The sequence below is a fragment of the Clostridium homopropionicum DSM 5847 genome (assembly GCF_001263795.1).
GTDB classification, from domain to species: Bacteria; Bacillota; Clostridia; order Clostridiales; family Clostridiaceae; genus Clostridium_H; species Clostridium_H homopropionicum.
On sequence record NZ_LHUR01000011.1, the window covers coordinates 105,677 to 123,481 of the forward strand.

21 protein-coding genes are annotated in these 17,805 nt (G+C 29.6%); all 21 read right to left on the reverse strand.

Going from position 1 to position 17,805, the window contains the following annotated elements; translation table 11 throughout:
- Positions 1-20: 20 nt before the first annotated feature.
- A complete protein-coding gene (gene pyrR, locus CLHOM_RS02710; protein ID WP_052220147.1) occupies positions 21-560 on the reverse strand; it encodes a bifunctional pyr operon transcriptional regulator/uracil phosphoribosyltransferase PyrR in 540 nt (179 codons plus the stop codon).
- 25 nt (positions 561-585) lie between these two features.
- Positions 586-1,509, reverse strand: a complete 924-nt coding sequence (locus CLHOM_RS02715; protein WP_052220148.1) for an RluA family pseudouridine synthase — start codon at positions 1,507-1,509, stop codon at positions 586-588.
- Positions 1,509-1,958 carry a signal peptidase II gene (gene lspA, locus CLHOM_RS02720; RefSeq protein WP_052220149.1) on the reverse strand — a complete coding sequence of 150 codons (450 nt, stop codon included), beginning with the start codon at positions 1,956-1,958 and terminating at the stop codon, positions 1,509-1,511. The genes CLHOM_RS02715 and lspA overlap by 1 nt, the downstream gene beginning before the upstream one ends.
- A gap of 49 nt (positions 1,959-2,007) precedes the next feature.
- The gene (locus tag CLHOM_RS02725; protein WP_052220150.1) at positions 2,008-2,625 is read right to left on the reverse strand and encodes a TraR/DksA C4-type zinc finger protein; all 618 of its coding nucleotides are present in this window, start codon (positions 2,623-2,625) and stop codon (positions 2,008-2,010) included.
- 85 nt (positions 2,626-2,710) lie between these two features.
- Positions 2,711-3,403, reverse strand: coding sequence for a 5'-methylthioadenosine/adenosylhomocysteine nucleosidase (locus CLHOM_RS02730; protein WP_052220151.1), 693 nt, complete (start codon positions 3,401-3,403; stop codon positions 2,711-2,713).
- 114 nt (positions 3,404-3,517) lie between these two features.
- Positions 3,518-4,129, reverse strand: a complete 612-nt coding sequence (locus CLHOM_RS02735; protein WP_052220152.1) for a DivIVA domain-containing protein — start codon at positions 4,127-4,129, stop codon at positions 3,518-3,520.
- Between the two features lie 16 nt (positions 4,130-4,145).
- Positions 4,146-4,928: a YlmH family RNA-binding protein gene (locus CLHOM_RS02740; protein ID WP_052220153.1), complete on the reverse strand. Its 783-nt coding sequence runs from the start codon at positions 4,926-4,928 to the stop codon at positions 4,146-4,148.
- A gap of 1 nt (position 4,929) precedes the next feature.
- Positions 4,930-5,196 (reverse strand): YggT family protein, encoded by a 267-nt coding sequence (locus CLHOM_RS02745; protein ID WP_052220154.1) that lies wholly within the window; start codon positions 5,194-5,196, stop codon positions 4,930-4,932.
- 15 nt (positions 5,197-5,211) lie between these two features.
- Positions 5,212-5,673, reverse strand: a complete 462-nt coding sequence (locus CLHOM_RS02750; protein WP_052220155.1) for a cell division protein SepF — start codon at positions 5,671-5,673, stop codon at positions 5,212-5,214.
- Between the two features lie 12 nt (positions 5,674-5,685).
- Positions 5,686-6,351 carry a YggS family pyridoxal phosphate-dependent enzyme gene (locus tag CLHOM_RS02755; RefSeq protein WP_052220156.1) on the reverse strand — a complete coding sequence of 222 codons (666 nt, stop codon included), beginning with the start codon at positions 6,349-6,351 and terminating at the stop codon, positions 5,686-5,688.
- Positions 6,352-6,378: 27 nt separating this feature from the next.
- Complete coding sequence (locus tag CLHOM_RS02760) at positions 6,379-7,104, reverse strand: DUF881 domain-containing protein (RefSeq protein ID WP_052220157.1); 726 nt, start codon at positions 7,102-7,104, stop codon at positions 6,379-6,381.
- 12 nt (positions 7,105-7,116) lie between these two features.
- Positions 7,117-7,458: a small basic family protein gene (locus CLHOM_RS02765; protein ID WP_052220158.1), complete on the reverse strand. Its 342-nt coding sequence runs from the start codon at positions 7,456-7,458 to the stop codon at positions 7,117-7,119.
- An 11-nt stretch (positions 7,459-7,469) separates the two neighbouring features.
- Complete coding sequence (locus CLHOM_RS02770) at positions 7,470-8,186, reverse strand: DUF881 domain-containing protein (protein ID WP_052220159.1); 717 nt, start codon at positions 8,184-8,186, stop codon at positions 7,470-7,472.
- Positions 8,187-8,196: 10 nt separating this feature from the next.
- Positions 8,197-8,991 (reverse strand): cell division protein FtsQ/DivIB, encoded by a 795-nt coding sequence (locus tag CLHOM_RS02775; protein WP_052220160.1) that lies wholly within the window; start codon positions 8,989-8,991, stop codon positions 8,197-8,199.
- A gap of 141 nt (positions 8,992-9,132) precedes the next feature.
- Positions 9,133-10,242, reverse strand: coding sequence for a stage V sporulation protein E (gene spoVE / locus CLHOM_RS02780; protein ID WP_052220161.1), 1,110 nt, complete (start codon positions 10,240-10,242; stop codon positions 9,133-9,135).
- Positions 10,243-10,266: 24 nt separating this feature from the next.
- A complete protein-coding gene (gene mraY / locus CLHOM_RS02785) occupies positions 10,267-11,244 on the reverse strand; it encodes a phospho-N-acetylmuramoyl-pentapeptide-transferase (RefSeq protein ID WP_052220162.1) in 978 nt (325 codons plus the stop codon).
- Between the two features lie 14 nt (positions 11,245-11,258).
- Positions 11,259-12,632 carry a UDP-N-acetylmuramoyl-tripeptide--D-alanyl-D-alanine ligase gene (locus CLHOM_RS02790; protein WP_052220163.1) on the reverse strand — a complete coding sequence of 458 codons (1,374 nt, stop codon included), beginning with the start codon at positions 12,630-12,632 and terminating at the stop codon, positions 11,259-11,261.
- Positions 12,633-14,081: a UDP-N-acetylmuramoyl-L-alanyl-D-glutamate--2,6-diaminopimelate ligase gene (locus tag CLHOM_RS02795; protein WP_052220164.1), complete on the reverse strand. Its 1,449-nt coding sequence runs from the start codon at positions 14,079-14,081 to the stop codon at positions 12,633-12,635.
- A 63-nt stretch (positions 14,082-14,144) separates the two neighbouring features.
- The gene (locus CLHOM_RS02800) at positions 14,145-16,334 is read right to left on the reverse strand and encodes a stage V sporulation protein D (protein ID WP_052220165.1); all 2,190 of its coding nucleotides are present in this window, start codon (positions 16,332-16,334) and stop codon (positions 14,145-14,147) included.
- 15 nt (positions 16,335-16,349) lie between these two features.
- Positions 16,350-16,844 (reverse strand): hypothetical protein, encoded by a 495-nt coding sequence (locus CLHOM_RS02805; protein WP_052220166.1) that lies wholly within the window; start codon positions 16,842-16,844, stop codon positions 16,350-16,352.
- Positions 16,845-16,871: 27 nt separating this feature from the next.
- A complete protein-coding gene (rsmH, locus tag CLHOM_RS02810) occupies positions 16,872-17,801 on the reverse strand; it encodes a 16S rRNA (cytosine(1402)-N(4))-methyltransferase RsmH (protein ID WP_052220167.1) in 930 nt (309 codons plus the stop codon).
- Positions 17,802-17,805 lie beyond the last annotated feature (4 nt).

Here is a 17,805-nt window from a genome sequence, read left to right on the forward strand (position 1 = left end):
ATTAATCAAACCAACTTTTATTACATTAACTCATATAACTTTACAGAATCCTCATCATCAATTTCATTTACTTTTACAGCAACTAATTCTTTTCTAGAAGTAGGTGTATTTTTCCCTACATAATCTGCCCTAATAGGAAGTTCCCTATGCCCTCTATCTATAAGTACTGCTAATTGTATATTAGCAGGCCTTCCCTGTTTAATAATTGCCTCCATTGCTGCTCTAGCAGTTCTTCCAGTATATAGTACATCGTCTACTAAAATCACTTTTTTATTTCTAACATCTAGATCTATACTGCTATTATTAATCAAGGGTTGTTCACCTAATTCAGTTAAATCATCTCTATATAAGGTAATATCAACACTGCCAACCTTTACTGCAACATCCTCGAACTCCTCTATTAACTTTGCAAGTCTTTGTGCTATAGGAACCCCTCTTCTTTGAATTCCTATTAATATTATGTCCTCTACTCCTTTATTCTTCTCGATTATTTCATGAGCTATTCTGGTGAGAGTCCTCTTCATAGCCTTTTCATCTAACAATACTGACTTAAACTCCATGGTTTTCCCCCTATAAAATCAATAGTTAATTTTTATTTTCTTTATTAGAAAGTAGATCTAATATATGAGTAAAATATTCAGGAAGTGAACTTTCAAATTCCATATATTCTCCAGTACTTGGATGAATAAAACCTAATTTTTTTGCATGAAGCATTTGACCTCTTAGATTGAACTTTTGTTTCTTTATTCCGTACACAGGATCTCCAACAATTGGATATCCTATATGCGACATATGCAATCTAATTTGATGGGTCCTACCTGTTTCAAGAATGCATTTAATTAAGGTATTTTTTTCAAATCTTTCTATGACTTCGTAATGGGTAACTGCTCTCTTTCCTCCACTTACAATACCCATTTTTAATCTATCTTTAGGATTTCTACCAATAGGTTTATCTACTACACCTTTATCTTGTTTTATCCTTCCCTCTACTAAAGCAATGTATTCTCGAATCATTGAATGATTTTTCAATTGTTCAGCTAATTTATTATGTGCCTTATCATTTTTAGCAATAACCAATATCCCTGAAGTGTCTTTATCTATCCTATGTACAATTCCAGGTCTTGCAACACCGTTTATTCCAGATAAATCTTCACAATGATAAAGCAATGCATTTACTAAAGTACCTTTATAGTTTCCCGGTGCGGGATGAACAACTATGCCTTGAGGCTTGTTAATGACTACCACATCTTCATCTTCATACAATATATCTAATGGAATATTTTCTGCCTCAACTACTAACTCTTGTACTTCTGGCAATTCTATAGTAATTATATCATTGTTATTTAACTTGTAATTGCTTTTTTTCTCTTTATTATTTACTAAAATATGAGAACCTTCAATAAGTTTTTGAATATAAGATCTTGATTTATCTTCAAATATTTTTGAAAGAAATACGTCAAGTCTAGTATTCTCAGCTTCCTTATCTACTATTATTTTTCTTAACTCCATCATTTACCTTCTTTCAATATATAAAATGCAAGTAAAATAGTACCACACACAACTAATACATCCGCAATATTAAAATTAGGAAAATAGTATACTTCCTTGTAATGTAAAAGAGCAAAATCTACTACATATTTATAAAAAACTCTATCATATAGATTCCCTAAAGCTCCACTTATTATTAAAGAAAAGCTGATTGTCATAATTCTAGAATTAGCTCCTTCTTTGTACAGATAATATATCATCCCCATTATTACAAAAAAGGTTACAATTGCCAATACAATAACCTTCCCTTGAAAAATGCCAAAGGCTGCACCTCTGTTTTCAACATATTGAAGGGAAAAAAAGTCTTTAATTATTACTATGTCATTACCATTTGCAAGAGTTCTCAAAGTCCAGAGCTTAGTAATTCTATCTAAGAATAAACCAAGTACTACTATTAATATTATAACCAATTATTCCCCAACCCCTTGTGAATTATATTTAGATTTATAAAACCTACATCTAATCAGGTAATTGTCTCTTATATTCTTCATTACTAATCTTTTCTATTTCCTCTACAAAACCAATATCCTCATCTTCATAGTAGTCACCATAATCGTACACTTTTTCCATAGAATTAAATCTATCAACACTTTGATAACTGTCCTCAGCATCAAAACCTACTTTATCTTTAAAGTCATTATATCCATAGCCAAAAGGTGGATACAAAACCTCTTCTTCAGGAGGTTCGTTTTTAGAATCTCCAGGCATGGATTTTACCTGCTCTTTTTTACAATCTAAACAATACTGTGTATATGGTATAAATTCTAATCTTTCTTCATCAATTTTTTTACCACAGGCATTACATTTTCCATAGGTACCCTTTTCTATAGATTTAAGTGAATCATTTATGGAATTTAAAATTTCTATTTCATTTTTTTGAAGAGCAGCTCCCTTTTCTTTATCAATTAGCTCCTGAGCAGTATCTGCCGGATGATTATCATAAAGGGATAATTCAGAGGATAATTCACTATCTGAATCAATTCCTTCAAATTCCTTAATTTGTTTTATTAGTTTTTCAACTCTCTCTTTTTCCTTAAGTAATTTATCTTTAAAATATTCAATCCTTGCCTTTTCCATTGTAACAGCTCCTTTATTATTAATAACTCTGTTATTATTTTCTCTAAAGGAGCCTATTTTATTACATAAAAACTCTATTTATAAGTTACATAGCTTCAAGCATATTTTTTAATATTTTAGTTGAGTTTTCAACTGCTATAGGAATAAATTTTTCAAAATCAATGTGAGCACCACTATTAGCATTGTCAGATATTGATCTAATGATAACAAAGGGTAAAGAATTTAGGTAAGCAACCTGTGCTATACTAGCACCCTCCATTTCGCAGGCAAGTGCCCTAAATTCCCCTTGTAACCATTTAATTTTATTAACATCTGCTATAAACTGATCACCAGATACTATTCTTCCTACAAAGCTTTTATGACCACTGCTGCTTTTACAAGCTTCTTTTGCAATTCTTACAAGTTTATTATCACATTTAAAATCAAAAACCTCTAATCTTGGTATTTGGCCAAGCTTATCTCCAAATGCTGAAGTATCCATATCATGCTGAACTAAAGAATCAGCTACAACAATATCACCAGGATTAATTTCTATGCCAATTCCTCCAGCAACTCCAACATTTATTATATTGTCTACTTTGTAATCATCAATTAAAATTTGTGTACATACTGCGGCATTAACCTTTCCTATGCCGCACCTTACCACTACTACATTTTTGCCCCACAAAGTTCCAGATATAAATTCCATTTTTGCTTTAATCATTTTATTATCTATTATTATATTATCTAACAATATTTTTACTTCTTCGTCCATTGCTCCAATAATTCCTATAACCATTCTCTTTCCTCCATCACTTAAAATATTTGCTTATATAAGAATACAGTAAAGCAAATTTATTGTCAATAATGGCCATTTTCTGCAAAAGAAAAGGTCCACAAAATTAGTGGAACCTTAATTATCTTCTGCAAAGAAACTTTTAATAGCTTCTAAATCATTATTATTAAATTCTTTTATTTCTTTTTCATTTATTTTTACATTTTCACTTTTGTTTTCAATTCCTTTTGGCTCAATTTTAGAATAATCTGAAGTAACTCCTACATTATATTCTTTAAGGAAGTCTCTTTCTAATTCATTAAATGTATCCAATTGAGAACTCATAAAATTTTTGAACTTAGCTCTAAATCTCATGAATTCTTGTTTAACTTTTTCATAATCCTCATTTATCTTAATTACTTCGTTATGTGCCTTATCTATTATTTTCTTTGAAGAATCATTTGCTTGTTTAATAATAAGCCCTGATTCATTTTTAGCCGTCTCCCTAGCTTGATCTGCAGCATTTTGTGCCAGCAGCAAAGTATTTTGAATAGTAGCTTCAATTTTTGAATAATGCTTTAGTTTTTCTTCTAATAACTCTAACTTATCCTTTAATAAAGAATTCTCCTTGTATATAGTCTCATAATCTTCTGCTACCTTATCTAAAAACTCATCTACCTCGTCGCAATCGTAGCCTCTAAAATTTTTCTTAAAATCTTTATTGTTTATATCCATTGATGTAATTATCAAGTTTATCACCTCATGCTCATATGTATTTTTTTATAAGAATCTTTTCCCTATCCTTTTGTGTTTTACCTTGAATACTCTGAATTTTAAACTTACCATAACCACGAACTGTGATTATAGAATTAAGTTTTACATCTGTATCTTTTTCATTAATTCTCTCGTAGTCTATAAGTACAGCTCCCTTATTAATCATTTCAACAGATACTGCTCTTGATTTTCCTGTAAAAACTGATACCACACAATCAATTCTAAAGGAAGAAGCTATGATGATTTTTTCTTCAAAATTAAAGCTTGGAATCTCCTCTTTGGTAAAATCTATACTTTCAATTACACAAGGACTACCACCTATTCTCTTTAAATTCTCTTTTATATATGGCAAAATATCCTTACAAATAGGAACATAACAAATCTGATCCTTAAGGATTAAATCACCAAATTTTTCACGTTTAACACCTTGTCCCATTAAGGTTCCTAGAAAATCTGAATGAGAAAGATGACTAAATGATGACTTATTCTTAATTTTTATCAAATTCAATGGATATAAGTTTATATCTTCTTGGAATCCATAAGGTAAAAAGCTAATTACTCTTCTATCACTATCTTCAAAGATTCCATACGTTCCCATTTCAATACCTAAGTCCTTCTTAAAAGAAAGCAGTGCCTTCCAAACATTTGGTGTATAAAACTCATTAAGATATATAGGTTTATTTATTTTATTACTAAGTTCTATTTTTTCAAATATATTTGACAATAAAATCTTATCTTCATAGTTTATTTTAGAAAGAAATTCTTTTTTATTCATCTTAGAATAACCTTAAAATAGAATAAATAACATTTCTTAATAGCATTAATATAAATAAAGCTATTACAGGTGAAAAATCCACTGGCAATCCTGGAATAATTCTTTCCTGAATTCTTTTTCCAGGTATTAAAAATGGATCCGTAAAAATATGTAATAATCTTGTTAAGGAGTTTTCTCCTCTATAAACCCAAGACAATAGAACTTCTATGATTATCAATGTCTCTAAAAATTGAAAAAGTAAACCTACAGCATTGTATAAAATAACCATCATTTCCTCCAGTTATTATTTAGTCCAGTTTAATATTCCCTTGCTAGACAATTCATTTTTTAGCTCATTAGAAATTTCTACATTTGAAGGTGAAATTACATATACTCCTTTTTCTACTTCTTCTAAGGAGCCTCCTAAGGCATAACTTGCACCAGCCATAAAGTCTAAAAGTCTTTGAGCAATTTTTGCTTCTAAGTTTGTCATATTAATCACAAGTATTCTTCTATTTTTTAAATTATCACAAATTTCTATTGCCTCATCATAATCCATTGGCTTAACAATCAAAATTTTTGCATTAGCAGCAGTATGGATGCTAACAACTTTTCCTTTTTGCTTTTTAGAATTACTACTTGAAGAAATGATATTGTCTATTTCTGATACTTCTTCTTCATTAGTATTTTCAACTTCCTCTATTTCGTCAACTTCTTCTTCAAGTCCTAAAAAATCCATTACTTTATTTACTATTTTACCAGCCAATTCGTATACCTCCTATTTATTATTGTAATTTCTTTTTCCAAATATACCTTCACCAATTCTAATTACATTAGCTCCTTCTTCTAGAGCTATTTTATAATCTCCACTCATTCCCATTGAAAGATATTCCATAGAAATATTTTTATAGTTTTTAGTTTTTAAATCATCAAAAATCTCTTTCATTTTTCTAAAATACTTTCTATTGCTGCTTTCATCTCCTTTTGGAATTACTGTCATTAATCCAAGAACTTTAACATTATTGCATTTTTCGCAGGCAGAAATAAGTTCTTCTAAAGCTTCTATCAAAATTCCAGATTTATTTTCATCTCTTCCTATATTAATTTGAATTAATACATTTGCCGTCTCTCCAGCAGAAGCAAATTTTTTCTCAATTTCATTCAACAGCTGAATACTATCAAGTGAATGTATTAAAAATACTTTACCTACTATATATTTTACTTTATTCCTTTGAAGATGTCCAATAAAATGCCATTTTACATCTTTATGGAATTTATCATATTTGTCTACCAATTCTTGAACTTTATTTTCTCCAAAATCCCTTATACCAGTAAGGTATGCTTCTTCAATTTCTTCTAATGTTCTAGTCTTAGAAACAGCAATTAAATTTGCATGGATCGGTATCTGATCTTTTAAATCATCAATTCTTTCCTTTATTGACACTCTAACCTTCCCCTTACTTATTGTCTATTATTTTTCTTTGATTTCTTTCATATAACTATACATAGTCTTTTTATCATTTCCTAATATTTGAACTTTATCTTCTTTATAAATATTTAAGTTTATTCCTCTAATTTTAAGAAAAGATAAATATCCTCCATCAGCAATCATATAACTAAATATCTTTTCTTTATCTCCAATAGCCTTTATATTAAATGGTGCAGGAATTTTAACTCCATCTAGTTCTATAAATACTCCCCAACATAAAATATTTGATCTATCTGTTAATCTTTGACCATTAATTGAAATAGCTTCAGCACCAGCTATTTTCAGATCATTTATAACATTTACAACATCATTATCATGGACAGTTTTTGCCCACCAGTCATTTGGATCAATAACCTCTCCTTGAGCTTCTTCAGTTCCATCATCTAATTCAATTACTACACCTTCTCCTTCAATATCAGTATAGCCTAAAATCATTTCATTATTAGCAATTTCCTTATTTACTTCAGATAATAAATTATTTTCATTATTCTTGTAACTTTGAAGCTTATTATAATATTCGTCATATTGTTTTGATAATTTACTTATATCATTATTTAATTTACTTGTATTTTCATAAGCCTCTTGGTACTCAGCAGGTGTCAAAAACATCATATTATTTATTTTTCTAAAGTTAATGCTGGTTGAAATAAGTACTCCAATAATAATAGAAGCTATAAAAACAAATATTGTAGCTTCATTTGTCTTCATCTAATAATCACCTCACTGATGTGACCTTGCCCTTTCTAGTAATAATCTTCTTACAGATGCAAAATTATTGAATATTCTTTCCCCGAATACTATAATTGCAGCTAAATATATTGGCATTCCAAGTTTATCTCCTAAATAAGTTAATGCAGCAGCAAGAACCGCATTACCAAAAAAACCTGAAATAAACACATCAGCTCTAAACTTTTTATCTATGGATGCTTTAATAGCTCCAAAAACGGAATCTAAGCAGGCAAATATTGCCACAGATATATAAGGTGAAAATCTCATAGGTATGTTAATATTCCAAAATAATCCTAATATTGTTCCAATTAATAGTCCAACAAATATAACCATTAAAAACACCTCTAGTCATTTTTTATAGGTTTTGCATATTGAAATTTCAAGTCTCCATTATTTCTATTTACTTTAATATTATCAAGAACTTCATATTTAATTTCAGCCCCAGTAAATCCTCCAGTTAATACTCCTGGGAAATCTAAAGCTTTTTTTAATTTTACTTTATCTCCAATTGCTTTTATAGTTATTCGTTTATATGGAGATATTCTTTCTTCATTAATTGTAATATAATTGCTAGCACTTCTTATTCCTGTTCTAGAAGTAATTCTTATATCATTTATAGATATAGCCTCAGCATCTGCTGCATTCAATTCATTTACAAGCTTAATTAAGTCTATATCTAGTATTGTTGGCCCTTCATTAGAATTGGAGAAGAATTCCCCTTGAGGAGTAATGTATATGACTACTCCTTGTCCAATAACATCAACACTTCCTGTCAAAATTCTAGTTTCTTCTAGCTTCTTTACTACTTCTTTAGATAATTCACTGTTACTAGAAGCAGCTTTTTCATAATTTTTAATTTCAGTTTCTAACTCTTTTACCTTACTTTCTAAAGTTTGCTTTTGTTTATTTAGTTGTTCAACCTCTATAGTGATTTGTGCTACACTTCTTGTATCACCTTGCTCTTTTTTTTGCTGCATAACAGCCTTTAGCTGATATGTAAGCATAAAACCTAATAAAACACAAACAACCCCAACCGAAATTTGTGATCTTGCTCTATTCATATAAATCCCCCTAGTCCTTTAAAAAGAATACAGGATCTCCTTTAAAACTTACGTCAATATATCCAGACTTCTTTATAAGTTTGTTTTGAATTAAAATATTTAATGCTCTATTATACTTAGTAGTAAAATCTTCACTAGTCCCAAATTTAATCATCATATCTCCATAAAAAAACTTTATATCTGTTAAATCTTCTATATTTACAATTGAGGGTTCTGGAACCCCATCTTGCAAGTTTTCTATCATAGTTGTTATTTCTCCGATAAGTTTAAGCTTTCTCTCATCCTTAGTTTCTATTGCTTCTCCAAGCTTATAATTATCTTTATCAAAGCCTTCCAATTTAATAAGCTTCATTGAATCTATCTTTTGTTTTTCCTCCAAAATTACTCCTTCTCTATCTACTATTAAATATATGTCCCCCTTTTTAATATAAAAAATTGCTGATCTTTCTTGAATAAATATTTGTATGGTATTGGGTAATTTCCTTTTTATATTTACATTTAATATATACGAATTACTCAATATATTAGCCTTACTTTTTTTCAAATTTGTATAAAAAATATTATTCCCTTTAGTTATTGCTGAAAGCTTAATAATTTCTTCTGAAGGAATATTTCTATTATCAATAACATCTATGTTATTAATATTAAAATAATTTAGTTTCAAACACAAGGTTATACTAACAGATATTAATATAATTAAAAGAAAAAAATATCTTTTTATCTTTCTTTTTCTTCTTCGCTTTTCGATTAAATAGTTTTTACTTATATTTCTATTGTTAGTATTACTAGTTAAATCCTTAGACATTATTTTTTTCTCCTTAATGTAATAAACTATATCTATATAATACCACATTGTAAATTAATATAAAATGTGTTTAATCTTTTTTTTAATTAAATTAATTCTAACGCAAATAAAGCATTGTTGACACAATGCTTATATTCATTATCAAGTTGTTTGTCTAGATATATTAAGAAGAACCCCCATAGCCGTTAAGTTTATTACTAAAGATGATCCTCCATAGCTAATAAAGGGTAGTGGAACCCCAGTTACTGGCATTGAACCAGTTACTACAGCAATATTTATAATACATTGTATAGCAACGACACTAGTTATTCCAATAGCAAATACAGTTCCAAAGACATCTTTAGCTCTTATAGCATTTTTTATACCTCTCCATATAAATATAGAGAATAAGAGAATAATCATTAAACAACCAATAAGCCCTAATTCTTCTCCAATTATTGCAAATATAAAGTCATTATGTGGTTCAGGAATGTAGTAGCACTTTTGTCTTGACTGACCTAATCCCATTCCCATTATCCCTCCAGAGCCTAGAGCAAGTAAAGACTGTATTAGCTGATATCCTGCTCCTTTAGGATCTTCCCAAGGATTTAGAAAGCTTAATAATCTATTCATTCTATATGGTTCAAGCACAGTAAATGCTATTCCTGCAGCGCCAACCAGAGACATTAAAATTCCTATATGTTTCTTTTTACAACCTGAAGAAAACAAGACAATAATAGTTACTATCATTATTACTGATGCAATACTTAGGTTTTTCTCTAAAAGAATAAGTCCGGCAAAAAAACCTGATACAATTAAATATGGAAGTACACCATATCTAAAGGAATTTATCTTTTCTCCCTTTTGTTCAATACTTTTAGCTAGGTACAGTACCACTACGTACTTAGCTATTTCCGAGGGCTGAATTGATGTTCCTCCTGGAAGGTAAATCCACCTTCTTGCTCCATGATTATCTGGGAAAGCAAATACTACACAAAGAAGTATTACTGTAATAATAATAAATATTCCAGTATATTTTTTATATACATGATAATCTATTTTAATAGCAATAATCATAAAGGTTATTCCTATTATTCCCCACAAAACTTGCTTTTTTAGAAAGAACATATCATCATAATTATAACTTTTACTATGTAGAGCCGTGTATGAACTTGCGCTGTAAACCATTATTATTCCTATGGCTACTAACAGCATAATAGTTGAAAATAATATAAAATCAACTTGACCCATCTTTACTTTGGGTTTATTCATAACTTATCCTCCTATTTAAATTACTTATAAGGACAATCCTCTTACCTGCATTAATGATAAAAATCCTATCAAACATAGTATAACAGTAATTATAGAAAAAACTGTAACAATCTTAGTTTCATGCCACCCACTTAATTCAAAATGGTGATGCAGCGGGGCCATTTTAAAAATTCTCTTCTTATACAACTTAAAAGAAGTAACTTGTAATACTACAGAAATTGTCTCTGCAACATAAACTCCACCAACAATAATAAATATTAGTTCTAGTTTAAGTATCATTGCTACAACTGCTACTGCTCCTCCTAAGGCTAAAGAACCCGTATCGCCCATAAATATTTGTGCTGGATGAGCATTATACCTTAAAAATCCTAGTAAAGCTCCCGCAACTATTGAAGAGAAGATTGCAAGTGTGTAATGCCCGGTAGAATAACTAATTACTGCTAAAAAAGTCATTACTAATAAAGTTATACTTGTCGCAAGACCATCTAATCCATCAGTTAAATTAACTGCATTTGTTGCTGATGCAAAATAAAAAATTACAAATGGAACATAGACAATTCCTAAATCAAAGGTTATGTGTGTAAATGGAATTATTATGCTGCTTCCAATTTTAGGACTAAAATATGCATAAAAAGCGATTATTGAAGAAACAATAAGCAATAGAAGCATCTTCTGATAAGCTTTAAGTCCTTCATTCTTTTTATTAATAATTTTTAATAAATCATCCAACAATCCTATTGACCCAAAACTTATAAAAGCAAATAGAGCAAGAATGGTTTCTGATCCTGGTTTTTTAAGAATAATAAATACTGTGATGATAGTAGATATTATAAATATAATACCCCCCATAGTAGGAGTCCCTGATTTTTTCTTATGACTTTCTGGTCCTTCCTCTCTGATGTTCTGACCAAACTTTAATTTATGAAGTAATGGTATTAAAACTGGTCCTTGCAAGATTGAAATAAAAAAAGCAACTAATACCGAATAAATCATTAAACTCATTTTCCCTTACCCCTTTAGCAATTTTTAGCTTTTAGCTCTTTAACTATAGTTTCAAACCTCATACTTCTTGAAGCTTTCACAAGGACTACATCAGAAACCTTAAGATTATTAAGTAAATATTCTGTTGCTTCCTTTAGATTTTGGAAACTAATAAACTTACTGTCTTCAGCAAATCCTTCTCTATAAGCACTGGTATATTCTCCAACTGTAATAAGTAAATCTGTATCTTTTTTTCTAGCATAGTTTCCCACTTCTTTATGAAATTTAAAGGATTCATCTCCTAATTCTCTCATAGTACCAAGTACAGCTATCTTTCTATTACCGCTTATGTTTTTTAATACATCTAAAGCAGCTTTCATAGAATCAGGACTTGCATTATATGAATCATCAATAATAGTATATTTTTCTCCTTTTACAATATCAAGTCTCATAGAAGTAAAATTAATTGACTTAATACTTTCCTTCATTAAACTATATTCTACGCCTAGCAGCTTTCCTGCGGCAATTGCTAACAAGGAATTTAACACATTATGTTTTCCAGGAATCGGTATACTGAATCTATTATTTAAGCCTTTATCTTCAATAGAAAATTCTATCATATCTTCTTCAATTACTATATCTTTAGCTTTTAAATCTACATTTGATCCAAATCCTACTCTGAATATTTTATAATCTTTCTCATCTAATGTAGAAAGTAAATCATTTTCATTATTTATTATAAGTATATTGTCTTTTGAGAAATACTTAGTGATTTCCATTTTAGCTTTAAGAATGTTCTCTTTTGTTTTTAAATTTTCAATATGAGAAACTCCAATGTTAGTAATCAATGCTAAATCAGGTCTAGCCACCTTAGCTAGTTTTTCTATTTCACCAAAATTGCTCATACCCATTTCTAATACTGCCACATCATAAGAATTATCTAATTCAAAAACCATTAGCGGAAGACCTATTTCATTATTTAAGTTTCCTTTTGTTTTGAACACCTTAAATTTCCCACTTAATGCGGCAGCAGTTAAATCTTTAGTTGAAGTCTTACCGGTAGATCCAGTAATAGCAACGACCTTTACCTTTAACTTACTTCTGTAGTATTCTGCTAAATCTAAAAGGGCTTTTTTAGAATCTTTTACTAATATAATCGAAGTATTATTTAATACTTCCGAAGAATCAAAATTAATTTCATCAACTATACATAAATTAGCACCTTTACTGCTTGCTTCTACAACATAATTGTTTCCATTAAAGTTTTGCCCTCTTAGAGCTACAAATATACTATCTTTACATATTTTCCTAGTATCTGTGCTCAAAATATTATATTTATGACAATTTCCATTTATGATTACTTTTCCTTCTACAGCTTCTACAATTTCACTAAAACTTAGTGTTTCCAATTAAAACAACTCCTTCATAATTTCAGCTACAACTTCTCTTTCATCAAAGTGAATTACTTCATTCTTTAATATTTGATAATCCTCATGCCCTTTACCTGCAATTACAATCACATCTCCTGGTTTTGCAATTTTTATTGCTTCTTTAATAGCATCTTTTCTATTTTCAATTACTGAATAATTGCTATTATGAATTCCAGCTAAAATATCATCAATTATCTTCAAAGGTTCCTCTGTTCTTGGATTATCAGAGGTTACTATTGAAAAATCACTAAGCCTTGAAGCAATTTCCCCCATTAAAGGTCTCTTAGTTTTATCTCTATCACCACCACATCCAAAGACACATATTAATTTCTTTCGTGTGAATTCTCTAGCAGTATTTAATATGTTTTCAAGTCCATCTGGTGTGTGGGCATAATCAATTATTATATCAAAATCAACATCATATGCTCTAGAAACAATTTCACATCTTCCTGGTACTACTACATTTTCAAGTCCTTCTTTTATTTTATCTAGTGAAATGCCTTCATTTATGCAAACGCCAGCACTGCCTAATGCATTATATACATTGTATTTGCCAGGTATGCTTAGCTTTATATGAACGCTTTCTCCCTTATAAAATAAATCAAATTCAGCTCCTCTTGAATGATTTATTATATTTTTAGCCATCAAATCTCCTGAAGCTTCTGTTGAATAAGATAATATATTCTTATTATTAAGCTCATTTGTTATTCTTTGTCCATAAATGTCATCTATATTAATTATAGAGTTTTTAGAATTTTTAAAAAGAATTAATTTTGCCTGAAAATAATTTTCAAAGGTTTTATGAAAATCCAAATGATCTTGAGTTAAATTTGTAAAAATACTTTCAGAAAACTCTATACCATATACTCTATTTAAACTTAATGAATGTGAAGACACTTCCATTATTGCATAATTCACATTTTGTTTTACCATTTGGCTAAATAATTCATGCAATTCTAAAGATTCAGGCGTAGTTCTCTCAGCTTTCAATTTTTCATTTCCAATATAATTTGCAATGGTCCCAATTAATCCTGTTTTATAACCGACACTTTCTAGAATAGACCTAATCATATAGCTAGAAGTAGTTTTCCCATTAGTACCTGTGATACCTATTAACTTTAAAGTATCGGCGGGATTTCCATAAAATTCTGATGCTATTGATGCTAAAGCTTTTCTAGAATCATCTACTTTTATAATTGTTGCCATTAAGCTTTTATCTAATTCTTTAGTACAAATTACTACTTTTGCTCCATTTTCTACTGCTTTATATGCATATTTATGTCCATCAGAATTAAATCCTTCAATACATACAAAAAGGTCTCCTTCTCTAACCTTTCTTGAATCATACTGAATAGAATTAACTTCTAATTCTAAATCACCTTTAATTAATTGATAATTTATTTTCTTTAATAATACTGATAATCTCATAAAGACACCTCTTTTAATAAAGTAATGTGATTAGCAGAAAGCTAATCACATATTATTAAGAAACTAATCTCCTACCTCTTTTAATGTTAAAGTAATAACTGCCGAATCTCTATTTACCTTTTGACCAGAACTTATGCTCTGTTCTGAAACTATTCCTTCACCTATTACTTTAGCTTGAATACCTAAACTACTGAGCAATTGAATTGCCTTATCTTTATCATATCCTTTTAGGTTAGGAACTACCACTTCCTTATTATAATTTTGAGAATCTCCAGTGTAAAGAAGTATTTTACCTCCTTCATTTACTGAATATCCTGGTTTTGGAGTCATATCTACTATATACTCCCCATCTTTATCTATTTCATAATTTAATTTATTCTCTTTTAATATTTTAACAGCTTCATCTTTTTTCAAACCTCTAACTTCAGGAATTACTATGTTTTTCAATAACATTTTATCCGTCTCGTTACTACTGTAAGCTAAATAGTTAAATATATCAGTAAATACTTGTTTAGCAACTGGCGCAGCAATTTGTCCAGCATAATACTTTGAAGGATCTGGTTCATCTATTGATATAAACACAGTAACCTTAGGATTGTCAGCAGGAGCCATTCCTCCAAAGGAAGCAATATACTTTCCTTCAGCATATCTTCCATCAACAACCTTCTGAGCTGTACCAGTTTTTCCAGCTATTTTATATCCTTCTACAAAAGCGTTTTGTCCACCGCCCTCTGAAACGACCTTTTCAAGATATCCCCTTAATCTAGCCATTACATCTTTATCCAAAATTTGTTTTTTCTCTAAATTTTCATTACTTAAGTCTATAATTTTTTCATTATTTTCATCATAATGCTGTACTTGGCGTACAACATGAGGTTTAATTAAATATCCACCATTTGCTACTGCGTTTAGTGCTGTAATGTATTGTATCCCTGTTAAAGTATTAGTTTGACCAAAAGAAATAGTAGCTAGGTCAGTTTCACTTATATCTTGTGTTTTTTTAATTATACCACTTGCTTCCCCAGGTAAATCGATTCCTGTTTTTTTACCTAATCCAAACTTATCTATATATTTATTTAATTTTTCTGCACCGAGCTTTTTACCTAAATCCATGAATCCAACGTTACATGAATTTTTAAGAATATCTAAAAAAGTTTCTGTTCCATGTCCAGTTCTTTTCCAGCATCTAATTGTCCTATTACCTATTGTAACACTACCATTACAAGTAATTTTATAGGTATCCTCATCAACTACTTTTTCTTCCATAGCTGCAACTGCAGTTACTACTTTAAATATTGATCCTGGCTCAAAAGTATCACTTACTGCTCTATTTCTCCAATTTTTTTGCAGTTCCTCAAAACTTTTTCCTTCTTCCCAAGGATCATTTGGATTGTAATCAGGCTTATTTGCCATTGCTAAAATCTCTCCATTTTGCGGGTTCATTACAATAATACTGACAGCTTTAGCCTTATTATCATTTAATGCTTGTTGTGCTGCTTTTTCAGCAAAATGCTGTATCATTTGATCCACACTAAGAACAACATCTTTTCCTGGAACAGGTTTTGTATATTCAGAAATTGTATATGGCAGCTCTTGGCTTTTATTATCTGTTTCAGCAATTTTCACCCCTGGCACCCCAGCTAAATATTTGTTATAACTAAGTTCTACCCCGGTAAGACCTTCTCCATCTGCTCTAGTATGTCCTAAAACATGAGCTAGAAAATTGTTATTTGGATAATATCTCTTTGTATCTGGTGATACAATAACTCCTCTAAGTTTTTTACCGTTTATTTGTAAATTAATAACTTTGTCAGCTTGTTCTTTTTCTATTCTTCTAGCTAGGGTAGCAGAGCCCATTGGAAGTCCACCAGGCAAGGTCTTAGATAGTATCTTTAATACTTCTTCTTTTTCGATTCCAACAGCCTCTGAAAGCTTTGAAGCCAGTTCATCATCAGTAATTTTAAGGTCGTCTTTAGTTTTTCTTAGAGTATTCATATCTAAATCTACCCTATAAACATTAGCACTTACAGCAAGCTCATTTCCATTTCTATCTAATATTTTCCCTCTTCTAGCTTCAATTTTTACATCACTTGTCCATTGATCCGTTGCAATACTCTTATATTTTTGTGAAGTTACTATCATTAGGTATGATAATCTACCAATTAGACCAAAAAACAAAAGCAAAAGCATGCAGAAAACTACCAGCATCCTTCGCTTTATTATAACCTTGTCTCTATATTCCCTTTTAGCCACACTATTTTACCTCCGCTAATACAGAATCTTCTTTAACTTATCTATGAATCCACTATTCTTATTTTCTTCTCCACTTGTCTCTTTAAAATTATTTTTATCCAAGTCTATGTATATGGCACTGGTTGTGCTTTTAGGAATCATATTTAACTTACTTACTGCAGCTTCTTCAAGGGAACCTATGTTATTATATTTTAATAAACTTATTTTTAAACTTTCATTTTCTGCATTAATTGATGAAATACTTTTTTTAACATCAATTATTTCTTTTTCTGTATTATATATTAGACAATATCTATAAATTAGAATGATTCCTAAAGCAAATAGAATTACAATATTTCTTAGAGTTTTTACTTTTTTAATTATTGCTTTTTCTTTGTTATGTTTTAAATGTTCTTTTCTTAATTTTTCTAAATCTCTATGCCTTTGTTTTTCTATTTGAGGATTAGGTGAATATTCTGGTATTAATGCATTATTTCCATTAACTATATTATTTTTATTTGATACTATCACTTTATTCCCTCCATTCTAATTTTAGAACTATAACTTTTCTACGATTCTTAGTTTAGCACTTTTACTTCTAGAATTTAATTTTAATTCTTCTTCACTTGCTTCAATTGGTTTTTTATTTACGATATTTATAATAGGTTTTTTATTGCAGATGCAAACAGGGAATTCACTAGGACAGGTGCACGGGTTTTCTAAGCTCTTAAACTTTACTTTAACTATCCTATCTTCTAAGGAATGAAAAGTTATTACTGAAAGCCTTCCCCCTATTTTTAATCGGTTTATACTATCTTCTAAGGCTTTATTCAAAATAAAAAGCTCTCTATTTACTTCTATTCTAATTGCTTGAAAGGTTTTTTTTGCTGGATGTCCATTTTGCTGAAATTTAATAGGTATTGCTTTTCGTATAATTTCTACTAATTCAAAGGTTGAATTAATAGGTTTTACACTTCTTTCTTTCACTATTAAACTTGTAATTTTTTTTGCAAATTTTTCTTCACCATATTCTTTTATTATTTTATATAGTTCCTCTTCACTATAATCGTTAACAACGTTATATGCAGAAAAGCTTTCTTCCCTGTTCATTCTCATATCTAAAGGTGCATCCTTCATATAACTAAAGCCTCTTTCAGCAGTGTCTAACTGGTGAGAGGATACTCCCAAATCCATAAGAATTCCGTCCACTTTATCTATGCCTTTTTCTTCTAAAATGCTGTCAATATTATAAAAATTATTATGTACAAACATTACATTTTCGTATTTTTTTAATCTTTCATTAGCTGCATTTATTGCATTCATGTCTTGATCAATACCTACCAGTAGTCCTTTAGGAGACAATTTTTTTATTATTTCACTAGAATGTCCTGCTCCTCCTAAGGTACAATCTACATAAATACCATCACTTTTTATATTTAATGAATCTATTACTTCTTCTAACAATACGGGTATATGCTTAAAATCCATTTTA

Coding starts and splice junctions, on each gene's coding strand:
- pyrR (WP_052220147.1), bottom strand. CDS start 560: ATGGAGTTTAAGTCAGTATTGTTAGATGAAAAGGCTATGAAGAGGACT.
- CLHOM_RS02715 (WP_052220148.1), bottom strand. CDS start 1,509: ATGGAGTTAAGAAAAATAATAGTAGATAAGGAAGCTGAGAATACTAGA.
- CLHOM_RS02725 (WP_052220150.1), bottom strand. CDS start 2,625: ATGGAAAAGGCAAGGATTGAATATTTTAAAGATAAATTACTTAAGGAA.
- CLHOM_RS02730 (WP_052220151.1), bottom strand. CDS start 3,403: ATGGTTATAGGAATTATTGGAGCAATGGACGAAGAAGTAAAAATATTG.
- CLHOM_RS02740 (WP_052220153.1), bottom strand. CDS start 4,928: ATGAATAAAAAAGAATTTCTTTCTAAAATAAACTATGAAGATAAGATT.
- CLHOM_RS02745 (WP_052220154.1), bottom strand. CDS start 5,196: ATGGTTATTTTATACAATGCTGTAGGTTTACTTTTTCAATTTTTAGAG.
- CLHOM_RS02760 (WP_052220157.1), bottom strand. CDS start 7,104: ATGAAGACAAATGAAGCTACAATATTTGTTTTTATAGCTTCTATTATT.
- CLHOM_RS02765 (WP_052220158.1), bottom strand. CDS start 7,458: ATGGTTATATTTGTTGGACTATTAATTGGAACAATATTAGGATTATTT.
- CLHOM_RS02770 (WP_052220159.1), bottom strand. CDS start 8,186: ATGAATAGAGCAAGATCACAAATTTCGGTTGGGGTTGTTTGTGTTTTA.
- CLHOM_RS02775 (WP_052220160.1), bottom strand. CDS start 8,991: ATGTCTAAGGATTTAACTAGTAATACTAACAATAGAAATATAAGTAAA.
- spoVE (WP_052220161.1), bottom strand. CDS start 10,242: ATGAATAAACCCAAAGTAAAGATGGGTCAAGTTGATTTTATATTATTT.
- mraY (WP_052220162.1), bottom strand. CDS start 11,244: ATGAGTTTAATGATTTATTCGGTATTAGTTGCTTTTTTTATTTCAATC.
- CLHOM_RS02795 (WP_052220164.1), bottom strand. CDS start 14,081: ATGAGATTATCAGTATTATTAAAGAAAATAAATTATCAATTAATTAAA.
- rsmH (WP_052220167.1), bottom strand. CDS start 17,801: ATGGATTTTAAGCATATACCCGTATTGTTAGAAGAAGTAATAGATTCA.